This window comes from Caulobacter sp. GSs2 (assembly GCF_058680895.1).
On sequence record NZ_CM178725.1, the window covers coordinates 1,789,444 to 1,806,072 of the forward strand.

Genomic DNA, 16,629 nt, shown 5'->3' on the forward strand with positions numbered 1-16,629 from the left:
CGGACATGGGGCTAGCGATGAAATTCGACGATCTGAAGATTTCGACCAAGGTGGCCATGCCGGCCGTGGTTCTGACCGTGGTGGCCCTGGCCATCGTCGGCATGGGCGCCTGGCAGGCCAAACAGGCCGAGGTGGCCACCAGGGTTCTCGTCGAAGAGCGCGCGCCGGCCGAGCTGGAAGCCTCGCGCTTCAACCGGCGGGTCATGACGATCGGCTATGCGGCCTATCGCACCGTGTCCAACACCGGGAGCTCTCCGGAAGCCGCCGAGGCCAGCGCCGACCTGGATGCGGCCTACAAGGAAGCCAAGGAGCGCCTGGCCCTAGTCAAGAAAGCCGACCCTAGCGCCGCCAAGACGCTGGCCGACTACGGCGCCCGTCTGGAAAAGATCTATTCCAGCGCTCGCCAGGGCGCCGACCTGGCCATGATGGACGCCGACGAAGCGGCGATCATGGTCATGGCCGTGATCGATCCCGACATCGCCAGCCTCGGCAAAGATGTCACCAAGTGGAACAACGACCATCACGATGCCACCAAGGTGATGGTCGCCAAGGCCGAAAAGGAAGCCACGACGGGCACCATCATCAGCGTGCTGTTCGGCGTGATCAGCGCCGGCCTGGCCCTTTTGTTCGCCATCTGGATCGGCCGCTCCAAAATCTCCGCCCCGCTGAACAACCTGTCCAAGACCATGGAAACCCTGGCCCTGGGTTCGGTTGACGTCGACGTGATCGGCGCCCAGCGCAAGGACGAGGTCGGCGCCATGGCCCGCTCGGTCCAGGTGTTCAAGGACAACGCCCTGGCCCTGCGCACCGCCGAAGCCAACCAGCAGCGCCTGTCGGCCGAGACTGACGCCGAACGCCGCCGCAACCAGGAAGCCGCCGACGCGGCCGCCCGCGAGCAGGCCTTCGTCATGGAAAACCTCGCCACGGGCCTCAACAAGCTGGCCGAAGGCGACCTGACCTATCGCGTCGACCAGGAGTTCCCGGACGCCTACAAGCGCCTGCAGTCCGACTTCAACGAGTCGATCTCGCAGATGGAAGAGGCGATGCGCACCATCGTGCACGCCGCCAGCAGCATCGGCGCCGGCGCCGACGAGATCGCCTCGGCCTCCGACGATCTGTCGCGCCGCAGCGAGCAGCAGGCCGCCAGCCTGGAAGAAACCGCCGCCGCCCTGGACGAGATCACCGCCACGGTGAAGCGTTCGTCGGCCGGCGCCGTCGAAGCCTCGCGGGTTGTCGGCTCGACCCGCGCCGACGCCGAACGCTCCAGCGTCGTGGTCCGCAGCGCCGTCGACGCCATGAACCAGATCGAGAAGTCCTCGCAGTCGATCAGCCAGATCATCGGCGTCATCGACGAGATCGCCTTCCAGACCAACCTGCTGGCCCTGAACGCCGGCGTTGAGGCGGCTCGCGCCGGTGAAGCCGGCCGTGGCTTCGCGGTCGTCGCCCAGGAAGTCCGGGCTCTCGCCCAGCGCTCCGCCGACGCCGCCAAGGAAATCAAGACCCTGATCTCGACCTCGACCCAGCAAGTGGGTCAGGGCGTGTCGATGGTGGGCCAGACCGGCGAGGCCCTGCAGGCCATCGTCGCCAAGGTCAGCGAAATCGACGCCCTGGTCAGCGAGATCGCCGCCGGCGGCGCCGAGCAGGCCACAGGCCTCAACGAGGTCAACGCCGCCGTCAATCAGATGGACCAGACTGTCCAGCAGAACGCGGCCATGGTCGAGCAGTCCACCGCCGCCAGCCACTCGCTGAAGGGCGAGGCCGGCAACCTGATGCAGATGATCTCGCGCTTCCAGGTCAGCGGATCCAACACCTCGACGGCGCGCGCCCCCGCCCGCCGTCCGGCCGCCCCGGCCACGCGCCCCACCCTGCAGCCGGCCTCGTCGGCCAGCCGCCCGGGCGCCAATCCGGTCCGCGCCGCCCAGGCCAAGCTCGCCGCCTTCGCCGGTTCGGCCAAGCCGGCCGCCGAGGAATGGGAAGAGTTTTAGTAGCGTAGCGTAAGGCGCCCCAGACCCCCCTCTTGGGGCGTTCCTCCCCTGAAGAACTCGAGGCCCCGCCGGGAAACTGGCGGGGCCTTTTTTCTGGCCCCGAGGCAAGGCCGGCAGGCGGGCGCTCAGGTTACCGCGATTTCATCCGGATCGCCGTCACGACGGCTGGCCTCGCTACACGTGTAGCGCTACACATGTAGCGACGACACTGTCGTGGAGACCGCCATGATCGAATCCCTGCCCCGCCGCGAACGCGAGGTCTTCGAGACCCTCTGCCGCCTGGAGGCCAGTACGGCCGCCGGAGTGCGCGGCGCGCTGTCCGACCCGCTGAGCGATTCGGCCGTCCGCACCATGCTCTCGCGCCTGGAGGCCAAGGGTCTGGTCGAGCGGTCCAGCGGACCCGGCGGCTTCGTGTTCAGCCCTGTCCAGCAGACCGAGGCCGTCGCCGCCAGCGCCCTGCGGCGCATGATCGACACCTTCTTCGCCGGCTCGGCCGCCAGCGCCGCCACCGCCCTGCTGGGCCTTGGCCAGCGGCTGACCCCCGAAGAAGCCGCCGCCCTGGAACAGGTGATCGACCGGGCCGTGGAGCCGCGCTCATGACCGCAGGCCTGCTCCTGTCGCTGCTGGTTAAGTCCAGCCTTGTCGCCGGCGCCGGTCTGGCCTGCGCCCGCTTCCTGGCCCAGCGCCCCGTCGACCGGGTGGACATCCTGCGCGCCACGGTCTGCCTGCTGCTGGCCCTGCCGGTCATCATGAACGTCCTGCCCGCGATGAACCTGGCGCTGTTGCCGCCGGCCTCGCCGGACATGCCCGCCCCGCTCGCACCGGTCCTGACCGGCGAGGCGACCGCGCCCGTGCTGTCGTGGCCGCCGTCCATCCAGGTGATTGGCGGCCTGTGGCTGCTCGGCGTCGTCGCCGTGGCCGGCCGGCTGCAGCTGGGACTGCTGACCCTGCACCGCTGGACGCGCCAAGGCCGCCCGGTGACCTGCCCGGCATGGTCGGCGCCGCTGGAAGACCTGCCGCCGGTCGACCGCCCCCGCCTGGTGTCCAGCGAGCGCTTGAGCAGCCCGCTCAGCTGGGGCGTGGCGCCCGGCTTTATCCTGATCGATCCGGGCAGCCTGGCCGAGCGCCACGCCGCCCCTGCCATCCTGGCCCATGAAATGGCCCATCTGCGGCGCCATGACTGGATCTTCCTGGTGCTCTCCCGCCTGGCCCTGGCCCTGTTCTGGTTCAATCCGCTGGTCTGGCGCCTGCATGCGGTGCTCGCTGACCGGTCGGAAGAGGCCGCCGACGCCGCCGCGCTGCAGACCGTCGACCGCACCCTCTACGCCCGGGCCCTGGTCCGACTGGCCGCCTATCCACCCCCTCACCGAAGCGCGCCGCGCGCCGCGACCGCCATGGCCGCCGACGCCCGGACGCTGAAGACAAGGATCGCCTGCATCATGACTGACAAGCCGGCTCGCCGCCGCCCGCTGACCATCGCCCTGACCATCGCCGCCCTGGCCGTGGTCGCCACGCCGCTGGCCGCCCTGGGCCTGAGCCGCCAGGACTGGATCGCGCCGCCCGCGCCGCCGGCGCCTCCCGTTTCGCAGGTCGCGCCCGTGGCCCCGCCCCTGCCGCCCCTGCCGGCCGCACCGGTCGCGCCGATGACGATCGAGGCGCCTCCCGCGCCCCCTGCCCCGCCCGCTCTCCCGGCCGCGCCGGCGGAAGGCGTCGCCTACAGCTATTTCCGGGTCGCCACGCCCGCTGACCGTCGGGAGGCCGCGGAGGCTCGCGCCGTGGCGGCCGAGGCTCGCATCCAGGCCGCAGAAGCCCGCGCCCAGGCCGCCGGCGCCCGGCAGCAGGCCGACCAGGCCCGCCTGAGGGCCGAGGCCAGCCGCGCCCAGGCCGAGATCGCCCGTCTCGCGGCTGACGAAGCGCGGGTTGAGGCCGACCAAGCCCGGGTTGAAGGCGAAAAGGCCCGCATGATCGGCGAACGCGCCCGCCAGGAAGCAACCCGGCACATGGTCCAGGCCCGCGTCCAGATGGCCCAGGGCGCCGACCAGATCCGCAAGGGCGCCCGGGATCTGCGCGCCGAGGCGGTACGCCTGCGCGACCCTGCCTATCGCGCCCGGCAGATCGCCGAGAACCGCGCGCGCGGCAATGTGGTCACCGACGCCGAGCTGCGCGCCGTGGCGGCGCAAATGCCCGCCCAGGCCGACGAGATGGAGCGAGAGGCCGAGAAACTGGCGCGCGAGGCCCGCAAGGCAAGCTGAGCGCGCTCAAGCAAACCCTTCAGGCCCCGTCGGCACACCGGCGGGGCTTTTTTCCTGGGAAGGCCTATCGGGCCGGGCGGTCCTGCCGCATCAGGGTCGGCACGGGGCAGCCGCCAACCGAGCGCATCACCGCATAATGCAAGGCCTTGGGGCGCTTGCGCCCGAAAGGCGCTGGGTCAGCCTGCGCCTGATCGACCGGGATGGATTTCAGAGGCTCACAGGTCTGGCGGGCGGGCCGCACGATCCGGCCATGGACGACGCCGGGCGGCTTCAGCAGCTCGGGCGGCGCGGGCGGTTCCGGCGCGGCCTGAATAGCCGCGCCCAGCAGGAGTGCAGACAGAAACATGGCGGGGCTCCGTTGCCGAAACCCCGCCATTCTACGTCCGATTGATCGAACGGCGTTGTTAAATTTCAGACAGGCCGATCAGGCCTGCATGGTCCAGCCTTCGACGCCCATGGCCGCCTGACGCAGGGCTTCCGACCGCGTGGGGTGCGGGTGGCACGTGCGGGCCACGTCTTCCGACGCGCCGCCGAACTCCATGGCCACGCAGTATTCGCCGATCATGTCGCCGACATTGGGGCCCACCATGTGGACGCCCAGGATGCGGTCGGTCGCGGCGTCGGCCAGAACCTTCACCTGGCCTTCGCCCTCGTGATTGATCTTGGCGCGGCTGTTGGCGCTGAACGGGAACTTGCCGACCTTGTAGGCGATGCCTGCGGCCTTCAGCTCTTCCTCGGTCTTGCCCACCGTGGCGACTTCCGGCATGGTGTAGATGACGCCCGGGATCAGGTCGTAGTTCACGTGGCCGGCCTTGCCCGCGATCAGCTCGATACAGGCCACACCCTCGTCCTCGGCCTTGTGGGCCAGCATCGGACCCGACGTCACGTCGCCGATCACCCACACGCCCGGCGCCGTGGTCTTGAAGTGGTTATTGGCGATCATGCCGCGCTTGTCGGGAACCACGCCGACCGCGTCGAGGCCAAGGCCGTCCGTGTACGGACGACGACCAATGGCGACCAGCACATAGTCGGCCGACAGGGTCTGGGCCGCGCCGCCGGCGACCGGCTCGACGGTCAGCTCGACGCCCTTGGCCGAAGCCTTGGCGCCGGTGACCTTGGCGCCCAGCTGGAACTTGAAGCCCTGCTTGGTCAGGCTGCGCTGGAACACCTTGGCGGTGTCATCGTCCAGGCCCGGACAGATGCGGTCCAGATATTCGACCACGGTGACCTCGGCGCCCAGGCGGCGCCAGACCGAGCCCAGCTCCAGGCCAATGACGCCGGCGCCGATGACGATCAGGCTCTTGGGCACTTCGGCCAGCGACAGGGCGCCGGTCGAGTCGACGATGCGCTTGTTGTCGACGGTGACGCCGGGCAGCGGGGTGGGCTCCGAGCCCGTGGCGATGACGATGTTCCTGGTTTCGAGGGTGGTTTCAGAACCGTCCTCGGCCTTGACCACAACCTTGCCGGCGCCAGCGATGCGGCCCCAGCCCTTGATGTAGTCGACCTTGTTCTTCTTCATCAGGAACTCGACGCCCTTGGTCAGGGCTTCGACGCTCTCGGCCTTCTGGGCCATCATCTGGGGCAGGTTCAGCTTGGGCTTCACCTCGATGCCCAGCTTGGCGAACTCGCCATTCGTGGCCGAGTCATACAGTTCCGACGCGTGCAGCAGGGCCTTGGAGGGCATGCAGCCGACGTTCAGGCAGGTGCCGCCCAGCTTGCCGCGACCTTCGATGATGGCGACCTTCAGGCCCAGCTGACCGGCGCGGATCGCGCCATTATAGCCGCCGGGACCGCCCCCGATGATGACGACGTCGTACTGAGCCATGGGTCTTTGCCTTCAGGACGCGCCGGGAGCGGCGCCGGACAGAATATGGGGCCTCGCCGGCCGCACTGTCAGACCTTTGGAGGCGGAAGTTCCTTAGAGCGCGAACGGTTAAAACGAAACCCGCTTTCGACGCTTCGTACGCTGAAAGGAACGCGAAATCCGGCCTTTGGGCGTCATGACCGCGGCCGCTTGCCCCAGCGTGACCGCCAGGCGTGCGTCCTCCGTCTGCGGAGGAGGCGCGTCGCGCGCCCGGAGGGGCTCAGGGATCCCCTTTCTTCGCCCTGCAACGCGCCTTAGCGTGACGCCCATGCTTCGCCCCCTCGCCCTCGCCCTGACCCTGCTGGCCGCTGCCCCGGCCCTGGCCCAGACCGCGCCCGCCGAAGGCCGTCCAATCATCATCGGCCAGTCCCTGACCCTGGACTCGAAGGTCCTGAAGGATACGCGGCGGATCAATGTCCACCTGCCGGCCAGCTATGCCGGCAGCCCCGCCAAGACCTATCCGGTGCTGTATCTGCTGGACGGCGGCGAGCAGGAGGACTTCCCCCACATCGCGGGCCTGGCCCAGCTGGGCGAGCTGTCGTGGACCTATCGCGAGATGATCGTTGTCGGGATCGAGGGCGTCGATCGCCGGCGCGACCTGACCCACCCCACCACGGTCGCCAAGGAGCGCAGCGACTTCCCGACCAGCGGCGGCTCGGCGGCCTATCGCCAGTTCCTGGGCCAAGAGCTGAAGCCGTGGATCGCGGCTCGATATCGCACCAGCGGCGAAACCGCCCTGATCGGCGAATCCCTGGCCGGCCTGTTCGTGGTCGAGACCTTCCTGAAGCAGCCGGCCCTGTTCGACGCCTATATCGCCGCCAGCCCCAGCCTGTGGTGGGACGACCAGAGCCTGGCGCGCGGCGCGGCCGCCGACCTGGCGCGATGGCCGGCCGGAGAGCGGCGGCTCTACCTGACCATCGCCGACGAGGGCTCAACCATGCAGGAGGGTGTCGACAGGGTGGTGACGGCGCTGAACCATGCCCTGCCGGCCGGCCTGAGCTGGCGCTACGATCCGATGCCCAGATTGCAGCACAGCACGATCTACCACCCCGCAGCGCTCGAAGCCTTCAAGATGGTGTGGCCGGGGCCAAGGCCGGACTAGCAAAGCTCTATCAGGCGGAGCCCAACCAGACAGCCAGCACCACAAGGCCATAGACCACAAAGCAGACCGCGATCGCCGCCGCCGCGAGGCTCTGGATCTTGCCGGCGCCGCCCGCCGCGCAGCGCCTGCGCGCAAGAAGCAACGCGACCGGCGAAGCAAACACAAAGGCCAGGAAGACCGACGAGATCGTTCGCAGAGCAGTCGCGAGACCTGAAGTCGTGGCGCGCTTCGGCGCGCGCGCCAGCTCTTCCCTGTCATCGTCGTCAACCTCGATAGGGGGTTCGGCGGCGCGTAGCTCGGCGATGAGACGTCGCGCGGCCTCGGCCTCGCTGGCCGGCGCCCAAAGGCGCAGACCGCCCATAGCGACCGTCATCAGGAAGTCGGAGGCGGCCCAGTTTTCGTTCTGGATCAGCACGGGATAGCCGTCCGCTCGAAGTCGAGCCGCCGCGATCTGCGCCTCCTGCAAGTTCGCGAAACGCGCGATCTCGACCATGCTCATGACACACCTCTACGGCGAGGGTGCCCGATAACGCACTCGCGAAAAAGGGGCCGCTTGCGCGGCCCCTTGAACGTTCGACGATGCGTCGGGACTAGAGTTCCAGCAGCAGGCGCTGCGGATCTTCCAGGGCTTCCTTGACCTTGACCAGGAAGGTCACGGCGCCTTGGCCGTCGACGACGCGGTGGTCGTAGCTGAGGGCCAGGTACATCATCGGCCGGATCTCGATCTTGCCGTTCACGACCATGGCGCGGTCCTTGATCGCGTGCATGCCCAGGATGCCCGACTGCGGCGCATTGAGGATCGGGGTCGACATCAGCGAGCCGTAGATGCCGCCGTTGGTGATCGTGAAGGTGCCGCCCTGCATGTCGTCGATCGACAGCTGGCCGTCACGAGCCTTCTTGCCGAGCGCGCCGATGGCCTTTTCGATCTCGGCCAGGTTCATGGCGTCGGCGTCACGGACGACCGGAACCACCAGGCCCTTTTCGGTGCCGACGGCGACGCCGATGTCATAGTGGTTCTTGTAGACGATGTCGGTGCCGTCGATCTCGGCATTGACGTCCGGCACGGCCTTGAGGGCGGCGACGACGGCCTTGGTGAAGAACGACATGAAGCCCAGCTTCACGCCGTGCTTCTTCTCGAAGATGTCCTTGTACTGACCACGCAGGGCCATCACCGCGCTCATGTCGACCTCGTTGAAGGTCGTCAGCATGGCGGCGTTGTTCTGGGCTTCCTTCAGGCGACGGGCGATCGTCTGACGCAGGCGCGTCATCTTCACGCGCTCTTCGCGCTCATGGAGCGGACGCGGAGCCGACGGCGCAGCGACCGCAGCCGGGGCCGAAGCGCGGGCTTCTAGGGCAGCCAGGGCGTCGCCCTTGGTGACGCGGCCGTCCTTGCCGGTGCCGGCGACGGTCGACAGGTCCAGATTGTTCTCGGCGGCGACGCGGGCCGGGGCCGGGCTGACCGGGGCGGCGGCGGCGGTCACGGCCACGGGGGCCGGAGCAGCAGCAGCGACCGGAGCGGGCGCGGGAGCCGGGGCGGCGGCCTTCGGAGCAGCGGCCGGGGCGGCCGAGGCGGTCGCGCCTTCGGTCACGATGCCCAGGACCGTACCCGGAACAACGGTCGCGCCCTCTTCGGCGCCGATCGCGGTCAGCACGCCGTCGGAGGGCGAAGCGACTTCCAGGCTGACCTTGTCGGTCTCGAGCTCGATGAGGATCTCGTCCTTCTTGACCGCCTCGCCGACCTTCTTGGTCCAGCGCGCGACCGTCGCTTCGGTGACGGATTCGCCGAGGGCGGGGGTCATGATGTCGGCCATGGGGGTTCCGATGTCTCTCGTTTGTGCCGGTCTAGTGTAGCGGGGCAGGTGGAAACGGCCCCGCCGCAAAGGGCGGGGCCTTATCGATAAAGCTAGGCGAAGGTCTCGTCGAGGAAGGCCTGCAGTTCCTTCAGGTGGCGGCTCATCAGACCCGCCGCCGTCGAAGCGCTGGCCGGACGACCGATATAGCGCGCGCGCTTGGCCTTGATGTCCAGCTTGGCGAGCGTCAGTTCGATCCAGGGATCAACGAACGTCCAGCCGCCCATGTTCTTGGGCTCTTCCTGAACCCAGACCAGTTCGGCGTTCTTGAAGCGGCCCAGCACGCCCAGCAGCGACTTCATCGGCCAAGGATAGAACTGTTCCAGACGCAGCAGATAGACGTCGTTGCGGCCGCTCTTGGCGCGGGCGTCGACCAGGTCGAAATAGACCTTGCCCGAGCAGAGCACGACACGCTTGATCTGATCGTCGCCGGCCAGGGTCACGCCGCCGACGTCGCAGCCGGCCTCGGCCCCGTCGATCATCACGCGGTGGAAGGACGAGCCTTCCGCCAGATCGGCCATGTTGGAGACGGCGCGCTTGTGGCGCAGCAGGCTCTTGGGGGTCATGACCACCAGCGGCTTGCGGAACTCGCGGTGCATCTGGCGACGCAGGGCGTGGAAATAGTTGGCCGGGGTGGTGCAGTTGAGCACCTGCATGTTGTCCTCGGCGCACGACTGCAGGAAGCGCTCCAGGCGGGCCGAGCTGTGCTCGGGACCCTGGCCCTCATAGCCGTGCGGCAGAAGCATCACCAGACCGCTCATCCGCAGCCACTTGCGCTCGCCCGAGCTGATGAATTGGTCGATCACCACCTGGGCGCCGTTCACGAAGTCGCCGAACTGGCCTTCCCACAGGGTGAGCGTGTTCGGATCAGCCAGCGAGAAGCCGTATTCGAAGCCCAGCACCGCCTCTTCCGACAGGGCCGAGTCGATGACCTCGTAGTGGGCCTGGTTCGGACCGATGTTGTTCAGCGGCGTGTAGTGCTCCTCGGTCGTCTGGTCGATGACGTCGGAATGGCGCTGGGTGAAGGTGCCGCGCACACTGTCCTGGCCCGACAGGCGAACCGGGAAGCCCTCGTCGAGCAGGGTGGCGAAGGCCAGATGCTCGGCGGTGCCCCAGTCGAGGCCCTCGCCCTTTTCGATGGCTTCGCGACGGTTCTCGATGACGCGCTTGACGGTCTTGTGGGCGTCGATGCGGTCCGGGATGGTCGTGATCTGGCGGCCGATTTCCAGCAGCCGCGTGGCCGGGAAGGCGGTCGAGCCGCGACGCTCTTCGTCGGCGGGGGTGGCGAGGCCGGCCCATTTGCCGTCCAGCCAGTCGGCCTTGTTGGCCTTGTAGGTCTTGCCGGCGTCGAATTCCTTGTCGAGGAAGGTCTCGAACTCGGTCACCCAGGTGTCGACTTCGCCCTGGTTGATGACGCCCTCGGCGATCAGGCGATTGCCATACAGCTCACGGGTCGAGGGGTGACCCTTGATCTTGGCGTACATCAACGGCGAGGTCATCGTCGGGTCGTCGCCCTCGTTGTGACCGAACCGGCGATAGCAGAACATGTCGACCACGACGTCCTTGCCGAACATCTGGCGATATTCGGTAGCGACCTTGGCCGCATAGACCACGGCTTCGGGATCGTCGCCGTTGACGTGGAAGATCGGGGCTTCGACCATCAGCGCCACATCCGACGGATAGGGCGAGCTGCGCGAATAGCGAGGGCTGGTGGTGAAGCCGATCTGGTTGTTGACGATGAAGTGGATGGTGCCGCCCGTGCGGTAGCCCTTCAGGCCCGACAGGGTGAAGCACTCGGCCACCACGCCCTGGCCGGCGAAAGCCGCGTCACCGTGCAGCAGCAGCGGCAGCACATGGCCGCGGCCGGCGTCGGGGGTCTCGCGCAGCAGGAAAGCCTGCTTGGCGCGGGCCTTGCCGATCACCACCGGGTTGACGATTTCCAGGTGCGACGGGTTGGCCGTCAGCGACAGGTGGACCTTGTTGTCGTCGAACTCACGGTCCGACGAGGCGCCCATGTGATACTTGACGTCGCCCGACCCCTCGACGTCCGAGGGCAGGCTGGTGCCGCCCTGGAACTCGTGGAAAATCACGTGGTAGGGCTTGCCCATCACGGCGGCCAGGACGTTGAGGCGGCCGCGGTGCGGCATGCCCAAGACGATGTCCTTCACGCCCAGCGAACCGCCGCGCTTGATGATCTGCTCCATGGCCGGAACCATGGCTTCGCCGCCATCGATGCCGAACCGCTTGGTGCCCGGGAAGCGCTTGTGCAGGAAGCGCTCGAAACCCTCGGTCTCGATCAGCTTCTTGAGGATGGCGACCTTGCCCTCTTTCGAGAACACGATTTCCTTGTCGCGACCCTCGATCCGCTCCTGCAGCCAGGCCTTTTCGTGCGGGTCGGAGATGTGCATGTACTGCACGCCGACGCTGCCGCCATAAGTGCGGCGCAGGATCGACAGGATCTCGCGGATCGTCGAGGTCTCCATGCCCAGCACGAAGTCCAGGAAGATCGAGCGATCATAGTCGGCTTCCGAGAAGCCATAGGTGGCGGGATCAAGTTCGGGGGCCGGCGGCTTGGGCTCCAGGCCCAGCGGGTCGAGATTGGCGGCCAGGTGACCGCGCATCCGGTAAGCCCGGATCATCATGATGGCGCGCAGGCTGTCCAGCGTGGCGGCGCGAACCGCTTCGGACGAGCTGCCCGGAGCCTTGCCTTCGATGGCCTTGGCCATCTTGGCCTCGACGGCCGGCGCCACCGAGGGCCACTGGCCATCAAGCGCTGAAAGCCAGTCGGGGCGCGCTGTCGGAACCGGGCGCGGGGTCCAGGCCGGGTCCTGCGCGGCGCGCTTGACCTGATCGGCCTGTTCCTGAAGCGTCGAGAAGAAGGCTTTCCACGAGGGTTCGACCGAATTGGGGTCGCTGGCCCACTGGGCGTACAGGTCTTCTACGAACGCCGCATTGGCGCCGTAGAGGAAGCTGGTCTCGGTCAAGACCTGATTGATGATGCCTGCGTCGTCCGCCATGGTTCTTTGCCTTAGATCCGTCGGTCTACAGGACCGGTAACCCAGGCCCGTAAATATAGTGTCTCAATCACCCGGGCGCCCGCCATCGGCAGGGGCCCAGGTGATTTTTTCGGATCGTCGACTGGCGGTCGCAAAAAACCTGGGCCCCGCGAGGCGGGGTTTCGGTGTGTCTTTAGCCCTTGAGGACCTCAAGCAGGGTTTCGCCCAGCTTGGCCGGCGACGGCGAGACGCGGATGCCCGCAGCTTCCATCGCCGCGATCTTGTCTTCCGCGCCGCCCTTGCCGCCCGAAATGATCGCGCCGGCGTGGCCCATGTGACGGCCGGGAGGGGCCGTGCGGCCGGCGATGAAGCCGACCATGGGCTTGCTGCGGCCACGCTTGGCTTCGTCAGCGATGAACTGGGCGGCTTCCTCTTCGGCCGAGCCGCCGATTTCGCCAATCATGACGATCGACTTGGTGGCTTCGTCGGCGAGGAAGAGTTCCAGGATGTCGATGAACTCGGTGCCCTTGACCGGGTCGCCGCCGATACCGACCGCCGTGGTCTGGCCGAGGCCAGCGTTGGTGGTCTGGAACACGGCTTCATAGGTCAGGGTGCCCGAACGCGACACGACGCCGACCGAGCCGGCCGAGAAGATGCCGCCCGGCATGATGCCGATCTTGCACTGGTTGGGCGTCAGGACGCCCGGGCAGTTGGGGCCGATCAGGCGCGACTTGGAGCCTTGCAGCGCCTTCTTCACCTTGACCATGTCCAGCACCGGAATGCCTTCGGTGATGCAGATGATCAGCGCGATTTCCGCGTCAATGGCCTCCAGGATCGAGTCGGCCGCGAAGGGAGGCGGCACGTAGATCACCGAGGCGTCGGCGCCGGTGGCTTCCTTGGCTTCACCGACCGTGTCGTACACGGGCAGGCCGATGTGGGTCTGGCCGCCCTTGCCGGGGGTGACGCCGCCGACCATCTTGGTGCCATAGGCGATGGCCTGTTCGGAGTGGAACGTGCCCTGGGCGCCGGTGATGCCCTGGCAGATGACCTTGGTTTCAGAACCGATGAGGATCGACATTTAGCGAGCACCCTTCACGGCTGCGACGATCTTTTCGGCGCCGTCAGACAGGTCGTTGGCGGCGATGACGTTCAGGCCGCTTTCCGAGATGATTTTCTTGCCGAGTTCGACGTTGGTGCCTTCCAGGCGCACCACCAGCGGAACCTGCAGCCCGACTTCCTTCACGGCGGCGATGACGCCTTCCGCGATGATGTCGCAGCGCATGATGCCGCCGAAGATGTTGACCAGGATGCCCTTCACGGCGGGGTCAGCGGTGATGATCTTGAAGGCCGCGGTGACCTTCTCCTTGTTGGCGCCGCCGCCGACATCGAGGAAGTTGGCCGGCTCGGCGCCGTACAGCTTGATGATGTCCATGGTGGCCATGGCCAGGCCGGCGCCGTTGACCATGCAGCCGATTTCGCCGTCGAGGGCGATATAGGCCAGGTCGTACTTCGAGGCTTCGATTTCCTTGGGGTCTTCTTCGCTCTCGTCGCGCAGGGCCTTGATGTCCGGGTGGCGATAGAGGGCGTTGCCGTCGAACGACAGCTTGGCGTCCAGGACCTTCAGGTGATCGTCGGCGGTGACGATCAGCGGGTTGATCTCCAGCATGGCCATGTCCTTGGCCAGGAACGCCGTATAGAGTTGCGTCAGCAGCACGGCGGCTTCCTTGGCCAGGCCGCCGGTCAGGCCCAGGGCCTTGGCCAGCGCACGCTGGTGGGTCGGCCACACGCCGGTGGCGGGGTCGATCGAGAAGCTGTGGATCTTCTCGGGCGTGGCGTGGGCCACGTCCTCGATGTCCATGCCGCCTTCGGTGGAGGCGACCACCGAGACCATCGAGGTCTCGCGATCAACCAGCAGCGACAGGTAGAATTCCTTGGCGATCGCCGCGCCTTCTTCGATGTAGAGGCGGTTGACCTGCTTGCCCTTGGGGCCGGTCTGGTGCGTCACCAGCACGCGGCCGAGCATTTCGGCGGCGTTGGTCTTGACGTCAGCCGCCGACTTGACGACGCGAACGCCGCCCTTGGCGTCGGGGCCGAGGCCCTCGAACGTGCCCTTGCCACGGCCACCGGCGTGGATCTGGCTCTTTACGACGAAAACCGGCGTTCCCAGCTTCTCGGCGGCGGCGAAGGCCTCGTCCGCTGTGAAGACGGCAAAGCCGCGCGGAACGGGGGCGCCGAACTCAGCGAGTACGGCTTTGGCTTGGTGTTCGTGGATGTTCATGAGTGCCTGGTCTCGACGACGGCTTTTCTGAAATGTGGCCGGGTTATAGGAGCGTGATTTCGCAGGCGCAACCGCGCTTGGCCGATAAGGTGGCCCCTTGCGCGCTTCTTATGTCCGAAAGGACAGCGGCGCCGCCGTCGTGAGCGCCCAAGGCAAGGAAGCCCCTGACCCTAAGGCACTGTTACCGGTCCCGCGCTTGCCGCGGGCCTCAATCCAGCTGAACGCCTAGACCGGGTTGTCCATGAACAGGATCAGGATCACGGCCATGACGGCTGCTGCGTCACGCTCCGCAGCGCCCTTGGACGGCAGGTAGGCGATCTTGCCCAGGCCGCTCAGATCGACGGCGGCGACGTCCTGGTCGCCGTTGCGGATCACGTAGCCCACGGCGCCGGCGGTCAGTCCGAAGGGCATGGCGCCGACCTGCTTGGACTCGGCCCGCAGGGTGACTGCGCCAAGCCGCAATTCAGCGGCGCGCTGCGGCGTCTGCAGGCGGGCCATCAGGCCGCCCTTGGACTGCACCAGGGTGAACGCCGCCTCGGGGCCGGCGCCCTCGAACGTGCAGACATAGGCCAGCTTGTCGCGATCGAACGTGGTCCAGCCCAGGGCCGTGCGGCTTTCGCCGCCCTTGCACTTGATCGTGACGGCGCCCAGGCTGGGCGAGTTCAGGCTGATCTCGGCCTTGGACTTGGCGCTGCCATACAGCCCCAGGGCCGAGGTGGTGCTGGCCGACTGGCGGGTGATGCCGCTGTACTCGCCCATGGCATAGCCGGGTTGCAGAAAGCTCTTGCCCTTCTTGAACTCGAACTTGAGCTTTTCCGTGCGCTCGGTCAGCGGGTCGGCGGCCTGGGCCGGAACCGAGGCCGCAAGCAGTGCAACGGCGAGCATAGCGCCGGAAAGAAGCTTGAACCCTGACATGTCGTCCCCCGAATTTCGCCCGCTTCTATAGGCAGGTCGCGTGACAGAACCAAGGTCAAGCTTGGGACGCCGAGCTACTCCACCCAGTCCTGCTTCAGTCGGCGTGAGGCCAGGATCAGCAGGCCAGCAGCGACGACATAGAAGCCCAGGCCATAATACAGGGCATAGCGCATCGACTCGGCGCCGTAGCGCGGGGCCAGCAGGTCGGAGACATAGCCGAAGAACCACAGGCCCACGGCCAGACCCAGCAGGTTGTTGATCAGCAGGAACAGAGCTGAGGTCGTGGTCCGCATCGAGGCCGGGGCCAGATGCTGCACCGCTGCGACAATGGGTCCCAGCCAGGCCAGGTTCAGACCGGTCGGAATCAGGAACAGCAGGAAGGCCCAGACCATCGAATTGACGTTCATGGCCAGCAGGAAGCACGGCAGGGCCACCAGGAAGCAGATGGCTGGAGCCAGGGCGTAGGCCGCCTTGTTCTTGGAGCCAAACTTGTCGGCCAGCACGCCGCCCAGCCAGATGCCGGCCACGCCGCCGATCAGCGACAGGGCGCTGTAGAACAGGGCCCGTTCGGGCAGGGTCAGGCCGAAGCTGCGCTGGAAGAAGGTCGGCAACCAGAAGGCCACGCCATAGCCGCAGATCGACGAACAGGCCGCGCCGAACGACAGCAGCCAGAAGCTGGGCTTGGGCAAGATGGTGGCCAGCACCTTGCCGAAGGCCGGGGCCCTGGGCGCGACCAGAGGCGCGGCCTCCCCGGGTTCACGGTCCATGCCGCCGCGCGGCGGATCCTTGACCACCCACTTGAAGATCGGGGCCAGCAGTACGCCGGCCAGGCCCACGATGATAAAGGCGACGCGCCAGTTGACGTAGGCGGCGATCAGGCCGCCGAACAGCACGCCCAGGGCCGTGCCCAGCGGTATGCCGAACGAATAGACCGCCAGGGCCCTGGCCCGCTGGTCCTTGGGGAAATAGTCGCTGATCAGCGAATAGGCCGGGGCCACGCCGCCGGCCTCGCCTACGCCGACGCCCATGCGCGACAGGAACAGGCTCCAGAACCCCCCGGCGAACCCGCAGGCCACCGTGAAACCGCTCCAGACGGTCAGGGCGGCGGTCATGATCCAGGTGCGGCTGACACGGTCGGCCAGCCAGGCCAGCGGCACGCCCAGCGTGGTGTAGAGCGCGGCGAACGCGACCCCGCCCATCAGGCCGATCTGGGTGTCGGTAAGGTGCAGGTCGGCCTTGATCGACCCGGCCAGGATGCCGAGGATCTGCCGATCCAGGAAATTGAAGGTGTAGGCGAGGATCAACATCGCCAGCACGACATAGCGGTAGCGCGACCCCGTCGCCGATTGCTCGATCTGGTTGTCGCTCATGGTCGCCCCGCTACGCG

The 16,629-nt window shown here is 67.4% G+C and carries 13 protein-coding genes; 4 read left to right on the top strand and 9 right to left on the bottom strand.

Annotated elements, in window-relative coordinates; all coding sequences use genetic code 11:
- The first annotated feature begins 17 nt into the window (after positions 1-17).
- The 3 genes from ACW17Z_RS08700 to ACW17Z_RS08710 all read left to right on the top strand — a co-directional run bounded on the left by ACW17Z_RS08700 (position 18) and on the right by ACW17Z_RS08710 (position 4,237).
- Entirely contained in the window at positions 18-1,985 is a 1,968-nt protein-coding gene (locus tag ACW17Z_RS08700; protein WP_492058364.1) for a methyl-accepting chemotaxis protein, read from the top strand.
- 225 nt (positions 1,986-2,210) lie between these two features.
- The gene (locus ACW17Z_RS08705) at positions 2,211-2,585 is read left to right on the top strand and encodes a BlaI/MecI/CopY family transcriptional regulator (RefSeq protein ID WP_419319820.1); all 375 of its coding nucleotides are present in this window, start codon (positions 2,211-2,213) and stop codon (positions 2,583-2,585) included.
- A complete protein-coding gene (locus ACW17Z_RS08710; protein WP_492058365.1) occupies positions 2,582-4,237 on the top strand; it encodes a M56 family metallopeptidase in 1,656 nt (551 codons plus the stop codon). Before ACW17Z_RS08705 ends, ACW17Z_RS08710 begins: the two co-directional genes overlap by 4 nt.
- Before the next feature lie 64 nt (positions 4,238-4,301).
- Here the strand turns inward: ACW17Z_RS08710 and ACW17Z_RS08715 are convergent, their stop codons facing one another.
- Both ACW17Z_RS08715 and lpdA read right to left on the bottom strand, forming a co-directional pair.
- Positions 4,302-4,583 carry a hypothetical protein gene (locus tag ACW17Z_RS08715; RefSeq protein WP_492058366.1) on the bottom strand — a complete coding sequence of 94 codons (282 nt, stop codon included), beginning with the start codon at positions 4,581-4,583 and terminating at the stop codon, positions 4,302-4,304.
- Between the two features lie 78 nt (positions 4,584-4,661).
- Positions 4,662-6,062, bottom strand: coding sequence for a dihydrolipoyl dehydrogenase (gene lpdA / locus ACW17Z_RS08720; RefSeq protein WP_492058367.1), 1,401 nt, complete (start codon positions 6,060-6,062; stop codon positions 4,662-4,664).
- A 307-nt stretch (positions 6,063-6,369) separates the two neighbouring features.
- Here lpdA and ACW17Z_RS08725 point away from each other — a divergent pair, with 307 nt between their 5' ends.
- Complete coding sequence (locus ACW17Z_RS08725; RefSeq protein ID WP_492058368.1) at positions 6,370-7,203, top strand: alpha/beta hydrolase; 834 nt, start codon at positions 6,370-6,372, stop codon at positions 7,201-7,203.
- A gap of 10 nt (positions 7,204-7,213) precedes the next feature.
- On the opposite strand, the gene ACW17Z_RS08730 is transcribed toward ACW17Z_RS08725, so the two are convergent.
- From ACW17Z_RS08730 to ACW17Z_RS08760, 7 genes are all read right to left on the bottom strand, one after another.
- A complete protein-coding gene (locus tag ACW17Z_RS08730) occupies positions 7,214-7,702 on the bottom strand; it encodes a putative signal transducing protein (protein WP_492058369.1) in 489 nt (162 codons plus the stop codon).
- A gap of 91 nt (positions 7,703-7,793) precedes the next feature.
- Complete coding sequence (gene odhB / locus ACW17Z_RS08735; protein WP_492058370.1) at positions 7,794-9,014, bottom strand: 2-oxoglutarate dehydrogenase complex dihydrolipoyllysine-residue succinyltransferase; 1,221 nt, start codon at positions 9,012-9,014, stop codon at positions 7,794-7,796.
- A 92-nt stretch (positions 9,015-9,106) separates the two neighbouring features.
- Positions 9,107-12,070 carry a 2-oxoglutarate dehydrogenase E1 component gene (locus tag ACW17Z_RS08740; protein WP_419319813.1) on the bottom strand — a complete coding sequence of 988 codons (2,964 nt, stop codon included), beginning with the start codon at positions 12,068-12,070 and terminating at the stop codon, positions 9,107-9,109.
- A gap of 172 nt (positions 12,071-12,242) precedes the next feature.
- A complete protein-coding gene (gene sucD, locus ACW17Z_RS08745; RefSeq protein WP_492058371.1) occupies positions 12,243-13,127 on the bottom strand; it encodes a succinate--CoA ligase subunit alpha in 885 nt (294 codons plus the stop codon).
- Positions 13,128-14,327 carry an ADP-forming succinate--CoA ligase subunit beta gene (sucC, locus tag ACW17Z_RS08750; protein ID WP_419319811.1) on the bottom strand — a complete coding sequence of 400 codons (1,200 nt, stop codon included), beginning with the start codon at positions 14,325-14,327 and terminating at the stop codon, positions 13,128-13,130. It abuts the gene before it with no gap.
- Positions 14,328-14,552: 225 nt separating this feature from the next.
- Positions 14,553-15,242 (bottom strand): hypothetical protein, encoded by a 690-nt coding sequence (locus tag ACW17Z_RS08755; RefSeq protein WP_492058372.1) that lies wholly within the window; start codon positions 15,240-15,242, stop codon positions 14,553-14,555.
- A gap of 74 nt (positions 15,243-15,316) precedes the next feature.
- Entirely contained in the window at positions 15,317-16,612 is a 1,296-nt protein-coding gene (locus ACW17Z_RS08760; protein WP_419319808.1) for a spinster family MFS transporter, read from the bottom strand.
- Between the last annotated feature and the right edge of the window lie 17 nt (positions 16,613-16,629).

Coding starts and splice junctions, on each gene's coding strand:
- ACW17Z_RS08700 (WP_492058364.1), top strand. CDS start 18: ATGAAATTCGACGATCTGAAGATTTCGACCAAGGTGGCCATGCCGGCC.
- ACW17Z_RS08705 (WP_419319820.1), top strand. CDS start 2,211: ATGATCGAATCCCTGCCCCGCCGCGAACGCGAGGTCTTCGAGACCCTC.
- ACW17Z_RS08710 (WP_492058365.1), top strand. CDS start 2,582: ATGACCGCAGGCCTGCTCCTGTCGCTGCTGGTTAAGTCCAGCCTTGTC.
- ACW17Z_RS08715 (WP_492058366.1), bottom strand. CDS start 4,583: ATGTTTCTGTCTGCACTCCTGCTGGGCGCGGCTATTCAGGCCGCGCCG.
- lpdA (WP_492058367.1), bottom strand. CDS start 6,062: ATGGCTCAGTACGACGTCGTCATCATCGGGGGCGGTCCCGGCGGCTAT.
- ACW17Z_RS08725 (WP_492058368.1), top strand. CDS start 6,370: ATGCTTCGCCCCCTCGCCCTCGCCCTGACCCTGCTGGCCGCTGCCCCG.
- ACW17Z_RS08730 (WP_492058369.1), bottom strand. CDS start 7,702: ATGAGCATGGTCGAGATCGCGCGTTTCGCGAACTTGCAGGAGGCGCAG.
- odhB (WP_492058370.1), bottom strand. CDS start 9,014: ATGGCCGACATCATGACCCCCGCCCTCGGCGAATCCGTCACCGAAGCG.
- ACW17Z_RS08740 (WP_419319813.1), bottom strand. CDS start 12,070: ATGGCGGACGACGCAGGCATCATCAATCAGGTCTTGACCGAGACCAGC.
- sucD (WP_492058371.1), bottom strand. CDS start 13,127: ATGTCGATCCTCATCGGTTCTGAAACCAAGGTCATCTGCCAGGGCATC.
- sucC (WP_419319811.1), bottom strand. CDS start 14,327: ATGAACATCCACGAACACCAAGCCAAAGCCGTACTCGCTGAGTTCGGC.
- ACW17Z_RS08755 (WP_492058372.1), bottom strand. CDS start 15,242: ATGTCAGGGTTCAAGCTTCTTTCCGGCGCTATGCTCGCCGTTGCACTG.
- ACW17Z_RS08760 (WP_419319808.1), bottom strand. CDS start 16,612: ATGAGCGACAACCAGATCGAGCAATCGGCGACGGGGTCGCGCTACCGC.